Origin of the sequence: Pseudomonas sp. B21-059, assembly GCF_026016285.1 — a bacterium.
Lineage (GTDB): Bacteria > Pseudomonadota > Gammaproteobacteria > Pseudomonadales > Pseudomonadaceae > Aquipseudomonas > Aquipseudomonas danubii.
The window spans coordinates 5,779,762-5,802,075 of record NZ_CP087201.1 but is presented as its reverse complement, the minus strand read 5'-3'; the positions used below and the strand labels follow the sequence as shown (position 1 = coordinate 5,802,075).

The 22,314-nt window shown below is 59.5% G+C and carries 19 protein-coding genes and 4 tRNA genes; 16 read left to right on the top strand and 7 right to left on the bottom strand.

Annotated elements, in window-relative coordinates:
- Positions 1 to 63: 63 nt before the first annotated feature.
- Positions 64 to 1,011, top strand: a complete 948-nt coding sequence (ispH, locus tag LOY69_RS25775) for a 4-hydroxy-3-methylbut-2-enyl diphosphate reductase (RefSeq protein WP_253085053.1) — start codon at positions 64 to 66, stop codon at positions 1,009 to 1,011.
- Here the strand turns inward: ispH and LOY69_RS25770 are convergent, their stop codons facing one another.
- A complete protein-coding gene (locus tag LOY69_RS25770; protein ID WP_102865453.1) occupies positions 1,012 to 1,536 on the bottom strand; it encodes a GspH/FimT family protein in 525 nt (174 codons plus the stop codon).
- A gap of 389 nt (positions 1,537 to 1,925) precedes the next feature.
- Here LOY69_RS25770 and pilV point away from each other — a divergent pair, with 389 nt between their 5' ends.
- The 6 genes from pilV (at position 1,926) to thiO (ending at position 5,625) form a co-directional block, all read left to right on the top strand.
- Positions 1,926 to 2,357, top strand: coding sequence for a type IV pilus modification protein PilV (gene pilV / locus LOY69_RS25765; protein ID WP_265073777.1), 432 nt, complete (start codon positions 1,926 to 1,928; stop codon positions 2,355 to 2,357).
- Between the two features lie 8 nt (positions 2,358 to 2,365).
- Positions 2,366 to 3,076: a PilW family protein gene (locus LOY69_RS25760; protein WP_265073776.1), complete on the top strand. Its 711-nt coding sequence runs from the start codon at positions 2,366 to 2,368 to the stop codon at positions 3,074 to 3,076.
- A gap of 41 nt (positions 3,077 to 3,117) precedes the next feature.
- Positions 3,118 to 3,558, top strand: coding sequence for a PilX N-terminal domain-containing pilus assembly protein (locus LOY69_RS25755; RefSeq protein ID WP_123390422.1), 441 nt, complete (start codon positions 3,118 to 3,120; stop codon positions 3,556 to 3,558).
- A gap of 331 nt (positions 3,559 to 3,889) precedes the next feature.
- The gene (locus LOY69_RS25750; RefSeq protein WP_265073775.1) at positions 3,890 to 4,051 is read left to right on the top strand and encodes a hypothetical protein; all 162 of its coding nucleotides are present in this window, start codon (positions 3,890 to 3,892) and stop codon (positions 4,049 to 4,051) included.
- A gap of 15 nt (positions 4,052 to 4,066) precedes the next feature.
- The gene (locus LOY69_RS25745) at positions 4,067 to 4,468 is read left to right on the top strand and encodes a type IV pilin protein (RefSeq protein ID WP_102882252.1); all 402 of its coding nucleotides are present in this window, start codon (positions 4,067 to 4,069) and stop codon (positions 4,466 to 4,468) included.
- Between the two features lie 56 nt (positions 4,469 to 4,524).
- Entirely contained in the window at positions 4,525 to 5,625 is a 1,101-nt protein-coding gene (gene thiO, locus LOY69_RS25740) for a glycine oxidase ThiO (RefSeq protein WP_110652086.1), read from the top strand.
- Here the strand turns inward: thiO and LOY69_RS25735 are convergent.
- The 3 genes from LOY69_RS25735 to LOY69_RS25725 form a co-directional block, all read right to left on the bottom strand.
- A complete protein-coding gene (locus tag LOY69_RS25735) occupies positions 5,622 to 6,950 on the bottom strand; it encodes a sigma-54-dependent transcriptional regulator (RefSeq protein WP_265073774.1) in 1,329 nt (442 codons plus the stop codon). The genes thiO and LOY69_RS25735 overlap by 4 nt on opposite strands.
- A gap of 150 nt (positions 6,951 to 7,100) precedes the next feature.
- The gene (locus LOY69_RS25730; RefSeq protein ID WP_102882404.1) at positions 7,101 to 7,334 is read right to left on the bottom strand and encodes a PP0621 family protein; all 234 of its coding nucleotides are present in this window, start codon (positions 7,332 to 7,334) and stop codon (positions 7,101 to 7,103) included.
- 124 nt (positions 7,335 to 7,458) lie between these two features.
- Positions 7,459 to 8,481, bottom strand: a complete 1,023-nt coding sequence (locus LOY69_RS25725; protein WP_102882249.1) for an outer membrane protein assembly factor BamD — start codon at positions 8,479 to 8,481, stop codon at positions 7,459 to 7,461.
- A gap of 150 nt (positions 8,482 to 8,631) precedes the next feature.
- Between LOY69_RS25725 and rluD the strand changes: the two genes are divergently transcribed.
- The 7 genes from rluD to LOY69_RS25690 all read left to right on the top strand — a co-directional run bounded on the left by rluD (position 8,632) and on the right by LOY69_RS25690 (position 13,719).
- Positions 8,632 to 9,594 carry a 23S rRNA pseudouridine(1911/1915/1917) synthase RluD gene (rluD, locus tag LOY69_RS25720; protein ID WP_102865461.1) on the top strand — a complete coding sequence of 321 codons (963 nt, stop codon included), beginning with the start codon at positions 8,632 to 8,634 and terminating at the stop codon, positions 9,592 to 9,594.
- Positions 9,591 to 10,316, top strand: coding sequence for a peptidoglycan editing factor PgeF (gene pgeF, locus LOY69_RS25715; RefSeq protein ID WP_265073773.1), 726 nt, complete (start codon positions 9,591 to 9,593; stop codon positions 10,314 to 10,316). The genes rluD and pgeF overlap by 4 nt, the downstream gene beginning before the upstream one ends.
- A 130-nt stretch (positions 10,317 to 10,446) precedes the next feature.
- Positions 10,447 to 13,011 carry an ATP-dependent chaperone ClpB gene (gene clpB / locus LOY69_RS25710; RefSeq protein WP_265073772.1) on the top strand — a complete coding sequence of 855 codons (2,565 nt, stop codon included), beginning with the start codon at positions 10,447 to 10,449 and terminating at the stop codon, positions 13,009 to 13,011.
- Positions 13,012 to 13,306: 295 nt separating this feature from the next.
- Positions 13,307 to 13,382: transfer RNA gene (locus LOY69_RS25705), tRNA-Asn, on the top strand.
- A gap of 9 nt (positions 13,383 to 13,391) precedes the next feature.
- Positions 13,392 to 13,468, top strand: a tRNA-Pro gene (locus LOY69_RS25700).
- Positions 13,469 to 13,473: 5 nt separating this feature from the next.
- Positions 13,474 to 13,549 (top strand) — tRNA-Lys (locus tag LOY69_RS25695).
- Positions 13,550 to 13,642: 93 nt separating this feature from the next.
- A tRNA-Pro gene (locus LOY69_RS25690) sits at positions 13,643 to 13,719 on the top strand.
- 98 nt (positions 13,720 to 13,817) lie between these two features.
- On the opposite strand, the gene LOY69_RS25685 is transcribed toward LOY69_RS25690, so the two are convergent.
- Positions 13,818 to 17,465 carry a transporter substrate-binding domain-containing protein gene (locus LOY69_RS25685; RefSeq protein ID WP_170002362.1) on the bottom strand — a complete coding sequence of 1,216 codons (3,648 nt, stop codon included), beginning with the start codon at positions 17,463 to 17,465 and terminating at the stop codon, positions 13,818 to 13,820.
- A gap of 121 nt (positions 17,466 to 17,586) precedes the next feature.
- Complete coding sequence (locus LOY69_RS25680) at positions 17,587 to 18,762, bottom strand: EAL domain-containing protein (RefSeq protein WP_265073771.1); 1,176 nt, start codon at positions 18,760 to 18,762, stop codon at positions 17,587 to 17,589.
- Positions 18,763 to 19,091: 329 nt separating this feature from the next.
- On the opposite strand from LOY69_RS25680, the gene LOY69_RS25675 reads away from it, so the two are divergent.
- A complete protein-coding gene (locus LOY69_RS25675; protein ID WP_265073770.1) occupies positions 19,092 to 19,721 on the top strand; it encodes a response regulator transcription factor in 630 nt (209 codons plus the stop codon).
- Positions 19,722 to 20,044: 323 nt separating this feature from the next.
- Here LOY69_RS25675 and LOY69_RS25670 read toward each other — a convergent pair whose 3' ends face one another.
- Positions 20,045 to 21,256 (bottom strand): M24 family metallopeptidase, encoded by a 1,212-nt coding sequence (locus LOY69_RS25670; protein ID WP_265073769.1) that lies wholly within the window; start codon positions 21,254 to 21,256, stop codon positions 20,045 to 20,047.
- Positions 21,257 to 21,553: 297 nt separating this feature from the next.
- On the opposite strand from LOY69_RS25670, the gene LOY69_RS25665 reads away from it, so the two are divergent.
- Positions 21,554 to 22,312, top strand: coding sequence for a LuxR family transcriptional regulator (locus LOY69_RS25665; RefSeq protein WP_102882242.1), 759 nt, complete (start codon positions 21,554 to 21,556; stop codon positions 22,310 to 22,312).
- The last annotated feature ends 2 nt before the right edge of the window (positions 22,313 to 22,314 follow it).

The following is a 22,314-nucleotide window of genomic DNA, read 5'->3' as shown; positions in this document are numbered from 1 at the left end:
GTTTGCTGGCGATCCGCTGTCTATAACGATCTAACTTCTTGCGCGCAAGACACGAGGCACAGCATGCAAATCAAACTCGCCAATCCCCGTGGCTTCTGCGCCGGTGTGGACCGGGCGATTGAAATCGTCAATCGCGCCCTGGAAGTCTTCGGGCCGCCGATCTACGTCCGGCATGAAGTGGTGCACAACAAATTTGTCGTCGAAGACCTGCGCAATCGTGGTGCGATCTTCGTCGAAGAGCTGGAGCAGGTGCCGGACGACGTCATCGTTATCTTCAGCGCCCACGGTGTCTCCCAGGCTGTACGCAGTGAAGCGGCCGGTCGCGGTCTCAAAGTGTTCGATGCCACTTGCCCGCTGGTGACCAAGGTGCATATCGAAGTGGCGCGCTACAGCCGTGATGGTCGTGAGTGCATCCTCATCGGACACGCCGGCCACCCTGAAGTCGAAGGCACCATGGGTCAGTACGACGCCAGCAACGGCGGCGCCATCTACCTGGTGGAAGATGAAAAGGATGTAGCCGAGCTGCAGGTGCAGAACCCTGAACGCCTGGCGTTCGTGACCCAGACCACCTTGTCCATGGACGATACCAGCCGGGTGATCGATGCCTTGCGCACGCGTTTCCCGGCCATTGGCGGGCCGCGCAAGGACGATATCTGCTACGCCACGCAAAACCGCCAGGACGCGGTCAAGCAACTGGCTGACGAGTGCGATGTAGTGCTGGTGGTGGGCAGTCCCAACAGCTCGAACTCCAACCGCCTGCGCGAGCTGGCCGAGCGCATGGCCACTCCCGCCTACCTGATCGACGGTGCCGAGGACCTGCGGCGCAGCTGGTTCGACGGTGTCGAGCGCATCGGCATTACCGCCGGCGCTTCGGCTCCGGAAGTGCTGGTGCGTGGGGTGATCCAGCAGTTGCAGGCCTGGGGCGCCACCGGTGCCGACGAGTTGGCCGGCCGCGAAGAGAACATCACCTTCTCCATGCCCAAAGAGTTGCGGGTTCGCTCCCTGCTCTGATCAGTCCACTCCCATGCAAAGGGCCTGCTCGGCGGTTTCGCTGCGCAGGCTGACCCGCCCGCTGCGCGACAGCACCACCTGATGGCGGCTGTGTTCCTGGTCGGCCTGGCAAATATGCAAGGTGCCGGCCTGGAAGGCGCCACTGGGCAGCAACGGATTGCCCTGGGCACTGAAGCGCACGAAGTGCTGTACCGGACGATTACCCACAATCAGCACTTGCCCGCCGCTCTGACGCTCGATCAGCAGCGGATTCTCTGGATCCTCCCACCCCTTGCCACTGACATCCAGAATGATGCGCCAGCCCTGGCTCCAGTCGTCGTTCAGACTATGTATCAGCGCGGTGCGCTGATGCAGGATGGCCGCCGCCCGTGCATTGCGCAGGCCGCTGGCGAGCATCTGCGCCGCTTCCTGCTGTCGATTGGTGCGCAATAGTTCACTGAGCGCAGCCGTGGACAGCGGCAGCAAAAGTGCCAGCAAGGCCAGCGCGATCAGCAGTTCAATCAGGCTGAAGCCCTTTTCATGCATGGTGTCTCCTCCCTGGAGATGAGGCGTTCACGCTATCCGTATGCAGGCGCTGAGCAGATGACCAACTTGCCGGTCTGGGATGGGGCGAGTCGCCGCCCGTTATAGCCGATGCCTGTTCCAGGGTGGGTGGTGTATTTGCGTACAAAGGGTTTCACCCGATTGAAACGGCCCGGCGCCTGGACCCTCGCGGCTTGGCCTCAAGGGAGAGGTAGGGGGCTGTGAGCAATGTGTTGCGGGTTGTTCCGCGAGGCGGCCCGGGGCTGACTCTGGCACTAACCTTTGAAGTCGAGAGCAGTGGTTTCCATCGTTTCTGTGGGCTCACACGAGCCTGCTTCATCGGAGATCGGTGGTTGTCTGCATGGGCTTGGGAGCGTGACGGAGATTGGAACATGAGGGAGCAGCATGCACAGGACGGCATGACCCTGATCGAGGTGCTGGTGGCCCTGTTGATTCTCGCGGTGGGGCTGCTGGGGGCCGCGGCGGTCCAGATCAAGGCCTTGCAGTACACCGACAGTTCACGGATGAGCACCCAGGCCAGCTTTATCGCCTACGACATGCTTGATCGGATCCGTGCCAATACGGCGGCCGACTATGGTGTTGCCACGCCCGCCGCAGGCAGCCCGGGCAATGTGCGGGATCAGGACCTGCATGATTTCGCCAACAACGTGGCGAACTTCGGGGGCCCCAGCGCCAAGGGCAGTATCAGTGTCAATCAGCAGGTCTATACCATCCGCATCACGTGGGACGATTCCCGGGCCGAGGGGCATTCGCGCAGTCAGCGCGCTCTGGTGCTCAGCAGCCGCGTGGCCGTGGATTCGTGAGGGGCGCGATGAGGCAGGGCAGCCAAGGCTTCGGGCTGGTAGAGATAATGCTGGCACTGGCTTTGAGCCTGGTGCTGGTGTTGGGTGCGGCTCAGGTGTTTATCGCGGCGAAGGCTACTTACCTTAGCCAGAACGCCTCGGCCTACCTGCTGGAGGATGCGCGTTTTGTTCTGAGCAAGATGCTCCAGGAAATTCGCATGGCAGGGCTTTTCGGTTGCCTGCGCACCGTCAATGATCGCAGTACGGCTAAGGAGTTTTCCCGCTACGCGGCCACCCCGATTCAGTGGAGCAATGTCGAGCGCAAGCTGACCTTGATCACCGCCGACATCGGTGATCATGGCGGGACGCCGACCTGGAGCCTGGTCACCGACTGTCGGCGCAGCGCCGTGGTCTATTCGGGTGCTCATCAAGGGGAGCACGGGCAGCAGATCCTGGCCTTGCGCCGGCTGTTCTATAGCCTCCAGGACCACCAGTTGATGCTGGGCAACGGCTTGGGCAAGCAGCAGGCGGTGCTGCTGGATAATGTCGAGGCCTTCGAGGTGAGTTTCGGCATGGCCCGTACCGCAACGGATAGTGCCGCTTCCAGCTACAGCCGCAACCCGGGAGATCCGGCACGTATTCGCAGCGTGCGGTTGCAGCTGACATTGGCCGATCCCCAGCAGCGTGTGCGCCCGCAGCGCTTTACGCTAGTGGCGGCCTTGCGTAACAGGTTGCCCTGATGCCTGGCATCAATCGCGCAGGGCCCACCAGGGAGAGAGGCATGGCGCTGTTGATGAGCCTGGTGTTCTTGTTGCTGCTGACCATGATCGGCCTGTCATCGCTGCAGAACGCCATCCTCCAGGAAAAGATGAGCGCCAGCCTGACCTTGAACAACCGCGCATTCCAGGCTGCAGAAGCGGCATTGCGCCTCGGGGAAAACGCGGTGCGCATGGATGACTATCGTTTGTCGGTATGCGCCAATCCTTCTGAATGTGCCCCTCCCGCTGAGTCTGCAGCGGTCAGCAGCGCGGGCTTCAACAGTGTTTCCGCCGTAACCTGGATCGCCACCGGAGAGGGTTTCTATGGGGTGCAGAACCTGGGGGCTTCTACGGATGCGGTCAACCTGCCGATCAATACCGTCGCCACCTTGTATCGAGTGACTGCCGTGGGTTTGGCCGGTCATTCGCGCAGCGTCTTGGAGAGCATTTATGCCAAATACTGAACCTGATTCGAAAGGTAGCCGGCTTTTGCTCGTCGTTGCCGCTACGTTGCTGGGCAGTTTGTGGCAAGGGGGCCCGGCCCAGGCGCGCGGTCCCGCCAACAGCCTACTCCCAGGCGCTGTTGCAGCAGCGCCTGAAGTGATAACCAGCACTCCTTATGTTCTGCCCTTTGTACGCGGACAGGTCTTGCCTTGTGCAGCGATGGGCAGTGCCGGCCAGCCCATGGGTGTGGTTCCGTGGCGGCCGGTGCATGTTCGTGACGCTAGGCGGGTGTCCTGCAACCTTCTGCCGTTCAAGATCGATGGCCCCGACTCAAACACTGGTAGTGGGAAATTGATCGAGCTGCAAGCGTTCAGCGGTAAGATGCTCGACGCTGCGGTTGCGCACACCCATGGCACTGGCAAGATCATCCGCGATTCCAGTGGTGGCATCAGCCCCCGGGTGGACAAAAACGACGGTGGCAGCCGGCGCATCCTGTGGCGACAAATTCAGTAAGCGAGATTCTTGACCATGCGCAGATCCAACCAAGGGTTCACCCTGATCGAAATCATGATCGTGATTGCGATCATCGGTCTGGTCCTTACCTTGAGCCTTCCCAGCATCACCGAATACATGAAGAAGCCCCATCGCAGTGAAATCGCCGTGCTGCTCACCGAACAGGCGCAGCAACTTGAGCGCCACTTCTCCAAGACCGGTGCCTACAGCAACGCCCCGGATCTGAGCACCGGCAATGAGTACTACAGCATCACCCCGACTCTGAGCGACAGCGGGTTCTCGCTGACCGCGACGCCAAAAGCCGATGGGATGATGGCGGGGGACAAATGCGGCAGCTTCAGCATCGATCAGACAGGTGCCACCAGCATCAGCGGCCAAGCCGACGGGCTGGCGGCTAAGGATTGCTGGGGACGCTGAGTCTCTGTATCAGGGAGCTGCGGCGCCCACTGTCTTTCTCATGATTGGATCGAATTATGGTCAAGCAACAGCAAGTGCTGGTGGTGGGCGGCGGAGTGATCGGCCTGCTCACGGCTTTCAATCTGGCGTCCCGGGGCCAGCAGGTGCGGCTTGTAGAGCGTTCGGAACTGGGGCGTGAGTCGTCGTGGGCTGGTGGAGGCATCGTCTCGCCGCTGTACCCTTGGCGCTACAGTCCGGCAGTCACGGCGCTGGCCCATTGGTCCCAGGACTTTTATCCACAGCTGGCGGAGCAACTGCTGAGTGCTACCGGGGTTGATCCCGAAGTGCATACCACCGGGCTCTACTGGCTGGACCTGGAGGATGAGGCCCAGGCCCTGCAATGGGCGCGGCGCGAGGGGCGGCCCCTGAGCGCTGTGGATATCTCGGCGGTACATGATGGGGTGCCGGTGCTGGGAAGCGGCTACCAGCGGGCGATCTACATGGCCAATGTGGCCAATGTGCGTAATCCGCGGCTGGTCAAATCCCTCAAGGCCGCTTTGCAGGCTTTGCCCAACGTGCACATCGACGAGCAGTGCAGCGTCAGCGGCTTTATTTGTGAAGGCCGGCAGGTGGCAGGCGTGCACAGTTCGCTGGGTGAGATCCGCGCCGATCAGGTGGTGCTCTGCGCCGGGGCCTGGAGTGGCGAGTTGCTGGGCAGCCTGGGGCTTGTACTGCCGGTGGAACCGGTCAAAGGGCAGATGATCCTGTACAAATGCGCTGCCGACTTCCTGTCCTGCATGGTCCTGGCCAAGGGCCGTTATGCGATTCCCCGGCGTGACGGACACATCCTGGTAGGCAGTACTCTGGAGCACGAAGGGTTCGACAAGACGCCGACTGCATCCGCTCTGGAAAGCCTCAAGGCTTCTGCTGTCGAGCTGATCCCGGCGCTGGCGGACGCTGAGGTCGTGGGGCATTGGGCTGGGCTGCGTCCGGGGTCGCCGGAGGGCATTCCCTACATCGGGCCAGTTCCCGGCTTTGCCGGTTTGTGGCTCAACTGTGGGCATTACCGTAACGGCCTGGTGCTGGCGCCCGCTTCCTGCCAGCTTTTTTGCGACCTGCTGCTGGGACAAGCGCCGATCATCGATCCGGCGCCCTATGCGCCCGAAGGTCGAATTTAATTCAGGCCAAGCTTCTTCATGCGGTAACGCATCGAACGCAAGGACAGACTCAGCCGTCGGGCCGCCACCGTGCGGTTCCAGCGGCTTTCCTCCAGGGCCTGGAGCAGTAAATGGCGCTCCACCTGTTGCAGGTGCAGCGCGAGGTCCAGGTTGGGAGGGAGCGAGGGGGAGGGGACGTCCTGGTGTTCACTGACAGGCAGATGCAGGTCGCTCAGCTCGATCCACGGACCCTCGCAAAGGGTCTGGGCCCGCTCCAGCAGGTTCTCCAGTTCACGTACGTTGCCGGGAAAGTCGTAGCGCTCCAGGGCTTGCAGTGCTTGCGGGCTTAGTTGGGTGGCAGGCTTGTCGCCGGATTTGGCCAGGCGTTGCAGAATATGCCGCGCCAGTATCTCGATATCTCCTGGACGCTCGCGCAGCGCGGGAACTCGCAGTTCGATCACATTCAAGCGGTAGTAGAGATCCTGGCGAAAGCGGCCGGACTCTACCTCGCACTTCAGATCCTTGTGAGTGGCACAGAGAATCCGCACATCGACGGCTCTTTCCTCCTGGCTGCCCACCGGACGCACAGACCTTTCCTGCAGTGCACGCAGTAGCTTCACCTGCATGGCTAGAGGCAGGTCGGCGACCTCGTCGAGGAACAGGGTTCCCCCCTCAGCGGCCTGGAACAGTCCAGGCTGATCAGCCAGGGCGCCACTGAAGCTGCCTTTGCGGTGACCGAAAAACTCACTCTCCATCAGTTCGCCAGGAATGGCGCCACAGTTGACCGGAATGAAGGGCGCCCTGGCCCTTGGACCCAACTGGTGGATCAAACGCGCCACTCGCTCCTTGCCACTGCCGGATTCGCCGCTGATGTAGACCGCCGCCAGGCTGGGGGCCAACTTGTCGATGTGTTGGCGCAGGTTGTCCATGGGTGGTGAATGTCCCAACAACTGATGGTCGGGTAGGTTTTTTGTGGTGGTGGGCAGCCGCTTCAGTCTGCTGCTTATCCATTCTCGAAGGCGCATGGGGTGTAGAGGCTTGTGCAGCAGGTCGCAAGCCCCGACTTCCAGGGCGCTGGCCTGCGTGCCTGGGTCATTGCTTAGAAGTGCGACCGGCAATTGAGGGTGGCATTGGCGAATATGCAGCAGCAGGTCCAGTCCGCTGCCATCCGGCAAATGCAGGTCTGTCAGGCACAGGTCGAAGCGCTCCCGGGCCAGGTGAGTCCGGGCTTCCTGCAAGGTGCGGGCACTTTGGGTGTGCAGGCGCATGCGGCCGAGGGTGATTTCCACGAGGGCACGGACTTCCATGGCCTCATCGACCACCAGCACCCTGGGCTTTGGGTTCATGGCGGCTGCCGTTTTCATGGGTCAGTCAACAACGGGCAATAGCGCCCGTGTTGGGGGGCGAGAGCTCAGTCTAGGCCCTTGGGATGGGCGGCGCAGGGGGCCGGGGGCGGGTTATTTTGTCGCCAATTGTGCGGACGATGGGTGTAGGGCTCAGCGATCCTGGCTGCCCGGGCCCTGCTCCAGATGGGCCTGGCTGCAGTACCACTGTTGTGACAGGCTCAACGCCCGGTCCTGAGGCAGGTGTACGCCGCAGTGAGCGCAGCGCACCATTGGCGTACTCGCCGGCTCCTGGGGTGTGCGGGGAGTTGCAGCGGGGCGCTTGAATTTGCGCCAGAACCATACCGCAGCGGCAATCAGAGCGATCCAGAACAGTAGACGAACCATGGTGACCAGCTTTATGGGGAAAAGAGGGAGCAGTTTATCCAAGCGCCCGGCGGGCGCACAGGCCCATAAAGCTGCGGGCATGAAAAAGGGAGACTTGAAGTCTCCCTTTTTTACTGCGGCGCTATCAGTCGAACACGCCGAAGGTCATGTAGCTGAACCAGGAGCGGTCACTGTTGTTGCCAGTGGCCTCGTGCTCTTCTTCCTCGACCACGTCGCCGTTGCTGTCTTTAGGCTTGAGCTCCGACGGGATCGCGTCCTTGGCATCCTGATACTGCTTCATCACGTCCTGATTGGCGCGGGTTTCTCCCGGCGGCAGCGGTGGACGGGACTCGATAAGGCCCAGGGTGGCCTTGCTCAGCCAGGAGCGGTTGTCGGCTTCGGCCACCCGTGGCACGAACTGACCATCAACCAGGCTTGGGTGGTCAGGGTAGTTGAGCTTCAGGGTTTCCAGGCTGGTGGCAGCCAGTTCGTCCAGGTGCAGACGCTGGTAGGCCTCGGTCATCACCGCTAGGCCGTCACCCACGGAAGGGGTTTCCTGGAAGTTTTCCACCACGTAGCGGCCACGGTTGGCGGCGGCGACATAGGCCTGACGGGTCAGGTAATAGTCGGCCACGTGGATTTCGTAGGCGGCCAGCAGGTTGCGCAGGTAAATCATGCGCTGCTTGGCGTCCGGGGCGTAGCGGCTGTTGGGGAAGCGGCTGGTGAGCTGGGCGAACTCGTTGTAGGAGTCGCGGGCGGCACCCGGGTCACGCTTGGTCATGTCCAGTGGCAGGAAGCGCGCCAGTAGGCCGACGTCCTGATCGAAGGAGGTCAGGCCCTTGAGGTAGTAGGCGTAGTCGACGTTCGGGTGTTGTGGGTGTAGGCGAATGAAGCGCTCGGCGGCGGATTTCGCAGCCTCTGGCTCGGCATTCTTGTAGTTGGCGTAGATCAGCTCGAGCTGTGCCTGATCGGCGTAGCGACCAAAGGGATAGCGCGATTCCAGGGCCTTGAGCTTGGCGGTGGCGCTGGTGTAGCTGTGGTTGTCCAGGTCGGTCTGCGCCTGCTGGTACAACTCGACTTCGCTCAGGTTTTCGTCAACGACTTCCTTCGATGAGCAAGCAGCGGTCAGTGCGAGGATGGCGATCAGCAGCAGGTGTTTCACTTGCATGGCGGCTTGCGTCCCTATGACGGCCGCTGTCTTGGGCGGGGCCGTCCTGTTATGATGAGCGCCCCGTTGAAAGCCTCGGGGCAAAAGACGCCGTATTTAACCACAAGCGCGCAGCCGAAACCAAAGGCTGTGCCGACGCCCAGTCCGAGCATGTCCGATAAAATTGAACTTCGCGCAGAGGTGCCGTCCGAACTGGGCGGTCAACGCCTCGATCAAGTCGCCGCACAACTATTCGCTGAGCATTCGCGCTCGCGCCTTTCCGCCTGGATCAAAGACGGCCGCCTGACTGTTGACGGAGCGGTGATCCGCCCTCGGGACATCGTGCACGGCGGTGCCGTTCTCGAACTGACCGCCGAGCAGGAGGCTCAGGGTGAGTGGATCGCCCAGGACATCGAGCTGGACATCGTCTATGAAGACGATGACATCCTGGTGATCAACAAGCCTGCGGGCCTGGTGGTGCACCCGGCTGCCGGCCATGCCGATGGCACGCTGCTCAATGCCCTGCTGCATCACATCCCCGACATTATCAATGTGCCGCGTGCGGGTATCGTCCACCGTCTGGACAAGGACACCACCGGTCTGATGGTGGTGGCCAAGACTATTCAAGCGCAGACCCAGTTGGTGGCTCAGTTGCAGAGCCGCAGCGTCAGCCGCATCTATGAATGCATCGTGATCGGTGTAGTGACTGCGGGTGGCAAGATCAATGCTCCCATTGGTCGCCACGGCCAGCAGCGCCAGCGCATGGCGGTGATGGAGGGTGGCAAGCAGGCTGTCAGCCACTACCGCGTTCTGGAGCGTTTCCGTTCCCACACCCATGTACGGGTCAAGCTGGAAACCGGTCGTACTCACCAGATTCGGGTGCACATGGCCCACATCAACTTCCCGCTGGTGGGCGATCCGGCTTACGGCGGTCGCTTCCGCATTCCGCCGGCGGCCAGCCAGACCATGGTCGAGTCGCTGAAAAACTTCCCGCGCCAGGCCTTGCATGCGCGTTTCCTGGAGTTGGACCATCCGACCACTGGTCAACGCATGAGCTGGGAATCGCCGCTGCCGGATGACTTCGTCTGGTTGTTGTCGCTGCTCAAGCAGGACCGTGAGGCGTTCATCGGATGAGTGGCTGGCTGATTCCTGACTGGCCCGCGCCGGCTGGGGTCAAAGCCTGTGTTACTACCCGCGATGGCGGCGTCAGCCTGGCGCCGTTTGACAGCCTCAATCTGGGCGACCACGTTGAGGATCGGCCTCAATCGGTGGCCGAGAATCGCCGGCGCCTGACCGAACACTTCGATATTGCCCCGGCCTGGTTGCAACAGGTGCACGGGATTGCTGTGGCTCACGCCGATCCTGGCGTCGTGGTCAGCGCCGATGCCAGTTGGTCCGCCACGCCAGGCATTGCCTGTGCGGTGATGACCGCCGACTGCCTGCCTGCGTTGTTCTGCAACCGAGCTGGAACCCGGGTCGCGGCAGCCCATGCCGGTTGGCGCGGGCTGGCAGCCGGAGTGCTGGAAGCCACTCTCGACAGCCTGGATGTCCCCGCCGCTGAGGTCTTGGTATGGCTGGGGCCCGCTATAGGTCCACAGAGTTTCGAAGTGGGTGCGGAGGTCCGTGAAGCTTTCGTTGCCCAATTAGCGGCCGCGGAGCAAGCCTTTGTCCCTAGCGTCAATGCCGGGCGCTTCATGGCTGACATCTACCAGTTGGCGCGCCTGCGTTTGGCCACCCGGGGTGTGACGGCGGTCTATGGTGGTGGCTACTGCACCGTGACCGACCCTCGCTTCTTCTCTTATCGGCGCAGCCCACGTACCGGGCGTTTTGCCTCCCTTATCTGGCTTGAACGCTAGACTAATCTGACTTGCGTCAAGCAGCTGACGCTTGAATCTCCCAGAATCGACCGCATCTAGAGAATCATCTGGCAGGTTTCTCTATTTAGGTGTGTCCATCGCTCCGGCCTGCTCAAAAGGAAGGTGACTAATGCGTATAGACCGATTAACCAGCAAATTGCAGCTGGCCTTATCCGATTCTCAATCCTTGGCCGTTGGCCTCGATCATCCGGCCATTGAACCTGCGCACCTGATGCAGGCGCTGCTGGAACAGCAAGGCGGCTCGATCAAGCCACTGCTGATGCAGGTGGGCTTCGACGTCAACAGCCTGCGCAAGGAACTGAGCAAAGAGCTCGACCAACTGCCAAAAATCCAGAACCCCACTGGCGACGTCAACATGTCCCAGGATCTGGCGCGCCTGCTCAACCAGGCCGATCGCCTGGCTCAGCAGAAAGGCGACCAGTTCATTTCCAGCGAGCTGGTACTGCTGGCCGCCATGGATGAAAACAGCAAGCTCGGCAAGTTGCTGCTGGGTCAGGGCGTGAGCAAGAAAGCCCTGGAAAACGCCATCAATAACCTGCGCGGCGGCGAGGCGGTGAATGACGCCAACGTCGAGGAGTCGCGCCAGGCGCTGGACAAGTACACCGTCGACCTGACCAAGCGCGCCGAGGAGGGCAAGCTTGACCCGGTGATCGGGCGTGACGATGAAATTCGCCGGACCATCCAAGTGCTGCAACGCCGGACCAAGAACAACCCGGTGCTGATCGGTGAACCTGGCGTGGGTAAAACCGCCATCGCCGAAGGCCTGGCCCAGCGGATCATTAATGGCGAAGTGCCTGATGGCCTGAAAGGCAAGCGCCTGCTGTCCTTGGACATGGGCGCGCTGATTGCCGGTGCCAAGTACCGTGGCGAGTTCGAGGAACGCCTGAAATCCCTGCTCAACGAGCTGTCGAAGCAGGAAGGTCAGATCATCCTGTTCATCGACGAGCTGCACACCATGGTCGGCGCCGGTAAAGGCGAAGGCTCGATGGATGCGGGCAACATGCTCAAGCCGGCTCTGGCCCGTGGCGAGCTGCATTGCGTCGGTGCCACCACGCTCAACGAGTACCGCCAATATATAGAGAAGGATGCAGCCCTTGAGCGGCGCTTCCAGAAAGTGTTGGTGGACGAGCCGAGCGAGGAAGACACCATCGCTATCCTGCGCGGCCTGAAGGAGCGCTATGAGGTGCACCACAAGGTAGCCATCACTGACGGTGCGATCATTGCCGCGGCCAAGCTCAGCCATCGTTACATCACTGATCGGCAACTGCCGGACAAGGCCATTGACCTGATCGACGAAGCTGCCAGCCGCATCCGCATGGAGATCGACTCCAAGCCGGAAGTGCTGGACCGTCTGGAGCGGCGCCTGATTCAACTGAAGGTTGAATCCCAGGCGCTGAAGAAGGAAGACGACGAGGCAGCGATCAAGCGCCTGGAAAAACTCCAGGAAGAGATTGTTCGTCTGGAGCGTGAGTACGCTGACCTGGAGGAGGTCTGGACCTCGGAGAAAGCCGAAGTGCAGGGCTCTGCGCAGATCCAGCAGAAGATCGAGCAGTCGCGTCAGGAGCTGGAAGCGGCGCGGCGTAAAGGTGACCTCAATCGCATGGCCGAGCTGCAGTACGGGGTGATCCCGGACCTGGAGCGCAGCTTGCAGATGGTCGATCAGCACGGCCACAGTGAAAATCAGTTGTTGCGCAGCAAGGTCACCGAGGAAGAAATTGCCGAAGTGGTGTCCAAGTGGACCGGCATCCCGGTGTCGAAAATGCTCGAAGGCGAGCGCGACAAGCTGTTGAAGATGGAAAGCCTGCTGCATCAACGGGTGATCGGCCAGAACGAAGCCGTGGTGGCGGTATCCAACGCAGTGCGCCGCTCCCGGGCTGGCTTGTCCGATCCGAACCGGCCAAGTGGCTCGTTCATGTTCCTCGGCCCAACTGGGGTGGGTAAGACTGAGTTGTGCAAGGCCTTGGCGGAGTTCCTCTTCGATACCGAGGAAGCCATGGTGCGGATCGACATGTCCGAGTTCATGGAGAAACACTCCGTGGCTCGCCTGATCGGTGCGCCGCCAGGCTATGTCGGTTATGAAGAAGGTGGCTACCTGACCGAAGCCGTGCGTCGCAAGCCGTACTCGGTCATCCTCCTGGACGAAGTCGAGAAGGCGCACCCGGATGTGTTCAATATCCTGCTGCAGGTTCTGGAAGATGGTCGCCTGACGGACAGCCACGGACGCACCGTGGACTTCCGCAACACGGTGATCGTCATGACCTCCAACCTGGGCTCGGCACAGATCCAGGAATTGGTAGGGGATCGCGAGGCACAGCGGGCAGCGGTGATGGATGCGGTGTCCACCCACTTCCGGCCGGAGTTCATCAACCGGGTCGACGAAGTGGTGATCTTCGAGCCTCTGGCACGGGATCAGATCGCTGGCATCACGCAGATCCAGTTGGGGCGCCTGCGCAGCCGTCTGGCGGAGCGCGAGCTGAGCCTGGAACTGAGCGACGAGGCCTTGGACAAGCTGATCGCCGTGGGTTACGACCCGGTGTATGGCGCACGGCCGCTGAAGCGTGCGATCCAGCGCTGGATCGAGAACCCGTTGGCCCAGTTGATCCTGTCCGGTGGCTTCCTGCCAGGAGCAACACTCACTGCATCGGTGCGGGACGATGAAATCGTCTTTGCCTGATCGCACAGTGGCGTATTGATGAAAAGGCCTCGCATGGCGAGGCCTTTTTTTCACTAGGGCGTTGAACTGAAAGGAAAAGGCTTGTAAAGTGCGCCCCGCAGTCAGTCACCCCCTAGGTTTTTTCTGATGTAGAAGAAACCGGCAATGAAGTCGCAAATCATTGTCTTAAAAGCAATTTAAGGGGTTGACAGGTAGTTTGAAGATTGTAAAATAGCGCGCCTCAGAGGCATGAACGTAGCGATACGGGAAAGCCGAAGAGGATGAAGTAAAAACGTTGTAACTTGAAATATGTAGTTCCGTGATAGCTCAGTCGGTAGAGCAAATGACTGTTAATCATTGGGTCCCAGGTTCGAGTCCTGGTCACGGAGCCAATTTCAAACCGGGGTATAGCGCAGTCCGGTAGCGCGCCTGCTTTGGGAGCAGGATGTCAGGAGTTCGAATCCCCTTACCCCGACCATTTTTGGGTCGTTAGCTCAGTTGGTAGAGCAGTTGGCTTTTAACCAATTGGTCGTAGGTTCGAATCCCACACGACCCACCATTTTTGAGACCAGTTCGCTGGAATCGAATCTTAAGATCAGACGCCAAAAGCTCTGTTCGCAGAAGGCGCCTTTTAAAGGTGCCTTTTTTTTACCGGGGTATAGCGCAGTCCGGTAGCGCGCCTGCTTTGGGAGCAGGATGTCAGGAGTTCGAATCCCCTTACCCCGACCATATTCACGATAAAAGGCACCTCTAGAGGTGCCTTTTATCGTTTGTCTGTAAAAAAGCGCTGAGGTCGAGGGGCAGCCCGGGAGGCGAGCCTCTTGTTGTCAGTCGATAGGCAGTTCTTCCCAGACCTTACGTTGTTCAAACAGGCGCTGTTCGAGGGTGATGATGGCCTGTTTCACCTGTTCCACGCATTCCTTGATCATGTTCAGGGACAGGTCGGGGCTCAGGCAGGCATCTTCCAGCTGACGACAACTCTCTACCAATTCTTCGCCTTTGACCACGCGCGCAGCGCCCTTGATACGATGCGCCAACTCTGCCAACTCAGCTGTTGCCTGCTCTTGAAGCAAGGTGTCGAGGCTCTGCATGTCCATGCGATTGTTACTGAGCAACTCACTCAAGATGTGATGCAACATCGTCGGCTCGCTGCCCACCAGGGTATGCAATGACTCCAGGTCGAATACCCGGGGAGAGCGGGGGCTGGTGGGCTTCGTGGGGATGAGGTTCTCACGTTCGCTCTCATCGGCCTGTCCCATGGCCAGCAGACGTTCTTCCAACTCATCCAGGCTGATGGGTTTGATCAGGCAATCATTCATTCCCGCCTGGATGCAACGTTCCACTTCTTCCTGCTGGGCGTCGGCGGTCAGGCCGATGATCATCATTGGTTCGCAGGCCTTGTCCCGCTCATCCTGGCGGATCGCCCGGCTCATCTCGGCGCCGTTCATGATGGGCATGTGGCAGTCGGTGATGATCACGTCAAAGTCCTGCTCGCGCCAGAGATGCAGTGCTTCCAGGCCGTTCTCCGCTTCGAACACGTCATGTCCGAGAAAGCACAGCTGCTGCTGCAGGACCTGGCGGTTCACCGGATGATCGTCTACCACCAGAATCTGCAAACGGTGCGTGTAGCGCCTCTTGACCTGAGGCGGACGCTCAGAGGTGGCCGTGCGCTCCAGTACTTGCAAACGCAGCGCCACATCCACCCGGGTGCCATGCCCCAGGGTGCTGCTCATCGACACCTGGCCACCCATCATTTCGCACAGGGAACGACAAATCACCAGGCCCAGCCCCGTGCCTTCGATGTTCTGCACGTTGCGCTCTACCTGGGCGAAGGGTTGGAACAGGCGTTGCTGGTTACTGGGGGAAATACCAATTCCCGAGTCTTCGACACTGAGCTCGACCCGCAGCACAGCGTTTTCCACTAGCTCGCCGGAAATGGTCACCTTGATAAAACCGGCTTCGGTGAACTTGATGGCATTGCTCACCAGATTGGACAGGATCTGCTTGAAACGCATCCCGTCCACCAGTACATCGCCGTTGATGCTGGAGTCGATCTCGAGGATCAGGCTCAGGCATTTCTGCCGGGCCAGCCCCTCGAACACTCTAGCCACTGATTCCACCAGTTCGCGCAGGTTGGCGCGTTTGGGCGAGAGGCTCAGGCGTCCGGACTCGATGCGGGCAATGTCGAGGATATCGCCGATCAGCTCCAGCAGGCTCTTGGCCGAACTGTAGGCGATTTCAATGCTGGAGCGCTCGATCCGATCGCTGTCGGCGCGTTTGAGCGCCAGTTCCAGAATGCCGATGATGGCGTTCATTGGCGTGCGTATTTCATGGCTCATGGTGGCCAGGAAGGTGGTCTTGGCCCGGCTGGCCTCATCGGCGAGATTCTTCGCCTCCTTCAGTTCCTGAACCAGATGACGGTGCTTGGTTATGTCCAGCCAGCCGCAGATCACGCCCTTTGTGACACCGGTGGCGTCCTGGAATGGCTGAATCCAGTGCTCGATCCAGACGTCCTTGCCCTGCAATTGCACGGCATATACCGAGGTAATGGTCTTGCCGTCATTGATCGCTTGCAGGTAGTTCTGGTGCAGGTCGGGTCCTGCCGCAAAGTGCTCATCAGGCAGTTCCTGCACGGTCTTGTCCAGGACGTCCTCGGCACTCAGACCGACGCTCTGCAGATAGCTGCGGTTGCAGGACAGCATGTTGCCCTCAATGTCCCGGAGATAGAGGGCCGGGGGCATGTTCTCTGCCAGGGTCTCGATAAAGCGCAATTGCTCATTGAGCGTTTTCTCGGCCTTGACCCGGCGTTGCAGATAGAAGACCCAGAGCAGCGACAGCAGGAGCAGCAACGAAGCGCCAGCTATGATTTCGGCGATCATCAACGCGTAATCGCGCCAGGTTTCGCTGCTCATGCCCGGCGGTGAGCGCCAGTGGTTGGCGATGGCGTTCAAATCGTCCGTCGGGAGGCTGATCAGGGCTTTGTCGAGGATGGATTGCAGTTCCGAATCGCTTCGCCTCAGGGCAAAGCTGGCGGTCGCCTGCCGGGTGTGAATCAGATCGGCAACAGCCAGGCGATTCTGGAACAGGCGGACAATGTAGTAACGCGAGGCCGGCAATGAAACCACCGCGGCATCGGCGCCGCCGGTATAGACCATGTTCATGGCGTCCAGCGAGGTGCCGACTTCAATGACTTTGGCTTTCGGGTAGCGCTCGCGCACATGCTGCAGTGTCACGTGTCCGGAAGGGATGGCCAGGCGCTTGTTTGCCAGGTCTCCAGGCCGCTGTGCCATGCCTTTCTTGTCGGTCTGGGTCACGAGGACGAAGGGACTGGTCAGGAAGGAGCGAGTGAAGCGCAGGTTGTCTTCGCGTTGTTCACTGGCAGTCATGATGGCCAGGTCGGCCTCTGATCGGCGCAAGGCTTCAATCTGTTCCGGGTAGCCGCCGTTGCGAGCGGTGACCTGGAAGTCGAGTCCGGTGCGCTGTGATAGCACGTCCAGCAGTTCAGCGGTGACACCCGAGAAAACGCCATTGGCGTCGAAGAAGGCAATGGGCGCCAGATCGTCATTGATCACCAGGCGTATGACTGGGTTGCGGGCTATCCAGCGCGACTCTTCCGGCGTCAGTGCCATCCTTTGGTCCGACGCAATGAAGCCGCTACCCACCCAGCGCCGACTCAGATTGAGGAGTTTTTCCTTACCGATCGCGTCGATGCTCTGGTTGATAATCCGCAGCAGGCGCTGGTTATCCTCTTGGAGCGCATAACCGTAGCCGCCTTGGGAAAAGTCGGCGAAGCGCTCGAACTTGAGAAAGCCGTAGTAGGAACGATTGATGCGGAAGTAGGCGCTCAGAACATCGTCCACGTACATGTCGGTATGGCCAAAGGCTGCCGCGGCTATGGCCTCGTCATGGGTGGGATAGACCATCAAGTGGGCCAAGGGAAAGCGCGACTGCAGTTGCGCGCTGTGTTCCTGGGCCACAGAAACTCGTAATCCGGCCAGGTTGGAGGGCGATTTGCGCAATTCATCCTTGCGTTTGAACAGTGCCAGTCGGGCTTCGGCGAAGGGGCGAGTAAACCTGACGGCCTCGGCAGGCTGCTCGGAGCTGTAGCTGCCTAGCAAGTCGATATTGGCAGCCTGTAAGGCTTGCATGGCCTCTGCCCGGGTGGCAAAGGACACGATCTTGATGCGAACCCCGAGTATCTGCCCAATCAGAGCGCTGACGTCAGCGGTAATGCCCTCGTAGTGATTGTCGTTGTAGCTGACATTGAAGGGGGACGATTCTGTAGCCACGGCACCGATTTTCAGTTCCGACCTGTGGCGCAGCCAACGCCAGTCTTCATCGTCAAGGGCAAGGTCGTGGTGATCGAGGCGTGCCGTGCTGTACAGCGTATTGGGCAAACTCGGAAGCTGGGCCGCTGCCGGTTGAACAGCCAATATCGCCAAGCAGATAAAAAGCCAGAAAAGTCGTGAATGCATAATCGCTTCAGATAGTGGGGGGCCAGATGGCTCGATCAACGAGTCACAACGCAATGAGCGCCCGGCGGGCGGTACAGAACCTGAGCAACGGGTCGCCTCTTTGATCGGCTCTCCCAAGGGACTAACGAATGCAGTAGGCAATGAAATGGCTTTCCGGCATCGGGCGTGCAAACACGAAGCCCTGGGCTATGTCGCATCCCAGTTCCAGTAGGCGTTGCTGCTGCTCGCGGGTTTCCACTCCTTCGATAATCAGCGACATACCCAATGAACGGGCGAGCGCCACCGTGTAGCTAATGATGGCGCTGCTTCTGGGGTGATGCCCCATCTTGCGCACGAAAGTGCCGTCGAGCTTGATCTGACTGAAGGGCAACTCGCAGAGGCGATCCAGGGAGGAGTAGCCCGCACCGAAGTCATCCATGGCCAAGCCGCAGCCCATTACCCGCAGGCGTACCAGATTTTCCAGGCTACTGGCGGGAGCGCTGATCAGACTGGTTTCGGTGATTTCAAAGGTGATGCTGCTGGATGGAACCTGAAACAGCACGAGCAGGGCGGCAATGGATTCGGTCAGGGTCTGGGACGCCAGCTGTGATGGGTGCAGATTGAACGAGAAACTCAGGGGGATGCCTTTTTGCGCCAGTTTGCGGCGCAAGGCCAGGCCCTGGTCGAACAGTTGCCAGAACAGGCGGTCCAGCAAGCTGTGGTGTTCCATGATGTGCAGGAAGTGCGAAGGCGGCAGTACTCCCAGCTGTGGATGATTCCAGCGGGCTAGCGCTTCCGCCCCTTGGAGCGACGCGTTGTCGAGTGCCACCTTGGGTTGGTAGTAGGGTTCGAATTCGCCGTTGTCCAGGCCGCGAATCACGTCCGCCAGGGTGGGTAGTTCGGACTTTTTCAGAGCAGTGACCAGACCGTGGCGCTGGTTCTGATAACGAGTCAGCAGGGTGGTCAGGCGCTCCAGATTGAAGGGCTTGCCCAGATCACCCAGGAAGTTCAAGCCCAGGCGCCTGATCATCGAGGCGGTAGTTTGGCGCAGAATCGGCTCGATCTGGCTGCACAGGATCACGGAGTGCAGTTTGCCGCTTTGGCTGGCGTGGCGTAGGAAGGCCAAACCGTCCATTCCGGGCATTTTCAGGTCACAGATGGCAATGTCCATCCTTTCGCAGTGCTCCAGCAGTGCCAGGGCTTCACTACCGCTGGCCGCTTCATGCACCTGCCCAGGCATCACTTTTTTCAATGCAGTGACGGTAACCAGGCGTTGCAGCGGTTCATCTTCCAGGACCAGAACGTTCAAATTTTGCATTGCCGGCTCATGTCATTATTTGCCGGTCATAGTGCTAAGGCTCTAGAGTTGCAACCATTAGGCAAATCCTTATGTGCAGTAGGAAATTTCTCATTGAAAAATCAGACTGTCTGATTCCTTAAGGAGGCGTCATTAACCCCTTGTATCCTCTGTTATTTGCCGGGAATCTGAGATTTCTGGACGACATCAAGGTGCTGTGCACGAAATTTCTACATGACATCAGCGTCTTTATACGGATACGTAAGTTGCAGCATACAGGGTGCGGTTACGTATATTTTCCGGTCGGTCCGGCTCAACCGAAGGCCGGGTTTTTAAGGTGAAGTGACAATATGCACAGCGTATTGATAGTTGACGATCATCCTGTTGTTCGGCTCGCCGTTAAGGTCTTGCTGGAAAAGAACAACATGCGGGTGGTGGCCGAAACAGACAATGGATTGGATGCGCTGGAGTTGGTGCGCGAGCATGGGCCGGATGTGGTAATCCTCGATATCGGTATTCCCAAGCTGGATGGCCTCAAGGTGCTTTCACGTATCAAGGCTCTGGGCTTGCCCACTGAAGTGCTGGTGCTGACCTCGCAGTCGATTGAAAGCTTCTGCAGACGCTGTATTCAGCTGGGAGCTCGGGGTTTCGTCAACAAGGAGGAGGATCTGGGCAATCTGGTGGTGGCTCTGAATGCTGTGTTGGCCGGCTACACTTTTTATCCGTCGATGGCTTTGGATGTTTCCATGCCCACGGCGGAACAACAGTCCGAGGCGGATCAGATAGGCCTGCTGACTGATCGGGAAATGATCGTGTTGCAGTATCTAGCACAGGGACATTCCAACAAGGCCATTGGTGAAAAACTGTTCTTGAGCAACAAGACAGTCAGCACCTACAAGACCCGACTGTTGCAGAAGCTGGGGTTGGAGTCGCAAGTAAGCCTGGCGGAGTTTGCCAAGCGCAATGCTTTGATTCCATAAAGTGAACATGGTCGGTTACTTGTAATGTCGAGTTTTCACTTAGTTGTGTCTGGATCGCTACAGAACGATGGGGCATGCCGTGTTTGCTCGTTCTACATGACTTCGAAAGTATCCGGGCAGACACCTGAGTGAAATGCATGGCATCTGTTTCTATTGGGTTTCAGGGCTCATCCTGGATAAGCCCTGAAAGCTCTTGTTGCTTAAGCTTTTTCTCGTTGGGTTTCAGAGGTAATCGCTGCAATCTTCACGGCTTGTTGGCTTTGTAGATGCCTGTTGATCAAGAGCGCGTTGAGCATCCCGGTCGAGTGGTCCTGATTGTTTCTTCAGCGGTCGATGATGTTGTGCTGTGGTCCGTAGGGCAGCCGGGTGATGTTTTCCGCGCCTTGGGAGTTGACGATCAGAATGTCGTGCTCACGATAACCACCGGCACCTGGACTGGCTTCGGGTAGCCTGATCATCGGCTCCATGGACACCACCATGCCGGGCTCCAGCACAGTGTCCACGTCCTCGCGAAACTCCAGCCCGGTCTCGCGCCCGTAGTAGTGATTGAGGATGCCGAACGAGTGGCCGTAGCCGAAGGTCCGGTATTGCAGCAAGTCGTGTTCCAGGTAGATTTCGTTCAACTGTCGGGCAATGTCGCTGCAGCGGGCTCCGGGCTTGATCAGTTGCAATCCGGCCTCATGCACCTTGAGGTTGATTTCCCACAGCCGCAGATAAGCGTCGGGACAATGCCCAAGGAACAGTGTGCGCTCCAGCGCGGTGTAGTAACCGGCGATCATCGGGAAACAGTTGAGGCTGAGTATCTCTCCCGGGCTGATGCGCCGCGAGGTCAGCGGATTGTGTGCGCCGTCGGTATTGATCCCTGATTGAAACCAGGTCCAGGTGTCCATCAATTCGGCTGCGGGAAAGGTCCGGGCGATTTCCCGCACCATGGCCTGTGTGGCGTGCAGGGCCACATCGTATTCCGATACCTGATCCTGCAGGGCATCGATGGCGGCGGCCCCGCCGATGTCGGCGATGCGTGCGCCCTGGCGGATCAGTGCCTGTTCTTCGACTGACTTGAGCATGCGCATGCTCATGCACGGGGCAGCGATATCCAGGAGTTGCGCCCGAGGATAGAGCTCGGCGAAGGCCTGGTGGCTGGGCAGGGTCAGTTGATCGAACTCCAGGCCCAGCCGTGCTGCCTGCGGCAAGGCCTGTTTGACCGCGACGAAGAAGTTGCCCCGGTGCCAGTCGGTGTACACCACCTGATCATCGCAGACCGCCCGACGCCCGGGCTGCCCGCCGTCGATATTGGCGCTGATCAGCACGCTACGTTCCCGGGTCACCACCAGGGCGTACTGACGGCCGAAAGAGCAATACAGGAAGTCGGCGTAGTAGTTGATGTTGTGGTAGGAGGTGAACAGCGCCGCGTCGATATCCTGTTGGGCCATATAGGCTCGCAGCGTGCTCAGGCGCTGGGCGTATTCTTCAAGGGAGAAGGTTGAAGGGACTTTTTCACCGTTGTGGATCTGAAGGGTCTTGGGCATCTGCATGGCACGGGTCCTTGTCTGCAATGAGCGATGCGCGGCGCCACACTCGGGTGGGCCATGAAGCGGCATTGCAGCAGACCGGGGAGGTGTGGGCATGCGTGATACCGACCTTGATGTGGTTGTCAGCGCGGCGGTTCAAAGGGGCAGGAGAGGTTGAAGCATGGGCTTCTTTCATGAAGTGCACCGCTAAACCGGGTAGCACAACCTAGTAGTTCTTATAGGTTTTGCCTGGTCGGCTCCTATCGAGCGTGGCATTCTAGGCCCTGCTGTTAAGGATCAGACAGTAAGGAGACTGAACGGATGCAAAGCAGGCTCGCGGAAGTTAACTCTCGTCTTTTGCTCGGAAACACATTGCATGAGCGGATGGCGGGGACCATGGAAGTGGCCTCGGGGTTGGGGTTCGATGCCCTGGTTTACGACTACAGTCCGGTGCCTTTTGATCAGCAGGGCGAACTGATCATTCCCAGTGCAATGGTCTGCAATACCCCAAAGGACTGGCTGGAGCTCTGGTGCGACGAGGGGTATTACCATATCGACCCGGTCCAGCAGGTGGCGCTGGACAGCATTTCTCCCTTTATCTGGTCCTACAGACCCGAAGCGGAAACCGTCTTGCGCCAGGCTATGGGGCAGCAGCACGCGCCGGTATCGAGTTACCTGCAGCATCATCAAATGTCCCATGGCATGACTGTTCCCATTCACTTGCCTGGTGGTGGTTTCGCCAGCCTGACCGGTTTGCGCTCGGGCAGTACCCAGGTGGCCTTGCATGATCTGCAACAGGTCTTGAGGGATTTCACGCTTCTTTCTCATGCTCTGCAGGAACACCTCTACCCACCGCTCAGTAAAAGCATTCGCAGCTATCCGGTTCAACTGACCAAGCGCGAGCGCGAGTGCCTGAAATGGGCGGCCGAGGGCATGACCTCTGGTGAGATTGCTGAACGCCTGCAGCGTTCCGTGGCCACCATCAACCTGCATCTGACCTCGGCGATGCACAAGTTGGGCGCCAAGAATCGGGTTCAGGCCGTGGTTCGAGCCGTTCACTATCGCTTGCTGGAAAACTAAAG

Bases quoted from the DNA above. Each gene is read 5' to 3' on its own strand.
- ispH (WP_253085053.1), top strand. From the start codon at position 64: ATGCAAATCAAACTCGCCAATCCCCGTGGCTTCTGCGCCGGTGTGGAC.
- LOY69_RS25770 (WP_102865453.1), bottom strand. From the start codon at position 1,536: ATGCATGAAAAGGGCTTCAGCCTGATTGAACTGCTGATCGCGCTGGCC.
- pilV (WP_265073777.1), top strand. From the start codon at position 1,926: ATGAGGGAGCAGCATGCACAGGACGGCATGACCCTGATCGAGGTGCTG.
- LOY69_RS25760 (WP_265073776.1), top strand. From the start codon at position 2,366: ATGAGGCAGGGCAGCCAAGGCTTCGGGCTGGTAGAGATAATGCTGGCA.
- LOY69_RS25755 (WP_123390422.1), top strand. From the start codon at position 3,118: ATGGCGCTGTTGATGAGCCTGGTGTTCTTGTTGCTGCTGACCATGATC.
- LOY69_RS25745 (WP_102882252.1), top strand. From the start codon at position 4,067: ATGCGCAGATCCAACCAAGGGTTCACCCTGATCGAAATCATGATCGTG.
- thiO (WP_110652086.1), top strand. From the start codon at position 4,525: ATGGTCAAGCAACAGCAAGTGCTGGTGGTGGGCGGCGGAGTGATCGGC.
- LOY69_RS25735 (WP_265073774.1), bottom strand. From the start codon at position 6,950: ATGAACCCAAAGCCCAGGGTGCTGGTGGTCGATGAGGCCATGGAAGTC.
- LOY69_RS25730 (WP_102882404.1), bottom strand. From the start codon at position 7,334: ATGGTTCGTCTACTGTTCTGGATCGCTCTGATTGCCGCTGCGGTATGG.
- LOY69_RS25725 (WP_102882249.1), bottom strand. From the start codon at position 8,481: ATGCAAGTGAAACACCTGCTGCTGATCGCCATCCTCGCACTGACCGCT.
- rluD (WP_102865461.1), top strand. From the start codon at position 8,632: ATGTCCGATAAAATTGAACTTCGCGCAGAGGTGCCGTCCGAACTGGGC.
- pgeF (WP_265073773.1), top strand. From the start codon at position 9,591: ATGAGTGGCTGGCTGATTCCTGACTGGCCCGCGCCGGCTGGGGTCAAA.
- clpB (WP_265073772.1), top strand. From the start codon at position 10,447: ATGCGTATAGACCGATTAACCAGCAAATTGCAGCTGGCCTTATCCGAT.
- LOY69_RS25685 (WP_170002362.1), bottom strand. From the start codon at position 17,465: ATGCATTCACGACTTTTCTGGCTTTTTATCTGCTTGGCGATATTGGCT.
- LOY69_RS25680 (WP_265073771.1), bottom strand. From the start codon at position 18,762: ATGCAAAATTTGAACGTTCTGGTCCTGGAAGATGAACCGCTGCAACGC.
- LOY69_RS25675 (WP_265073770.1), top strand. From the start codon at position 19,092: ATGCACAGCGTATTGATAGTTGACGATCATCCTGTTGTTCGGCTCGCC.
- LOY69_RS25670 (WP_265073769.1), bottom strand. From the start codon at position 21,256: ATGCAGATGCCCAAGACCCTTCAGATCCACAACGGTGAAAAAGTCCCT.
- LOY69_RS25665 (WP_102882242.1), top strand. From the start codon at position 21,554: ATGCAAAGCAGGCTCGCGGAAGTTAACTCTCGTCTTTTGCTCGGAAAC.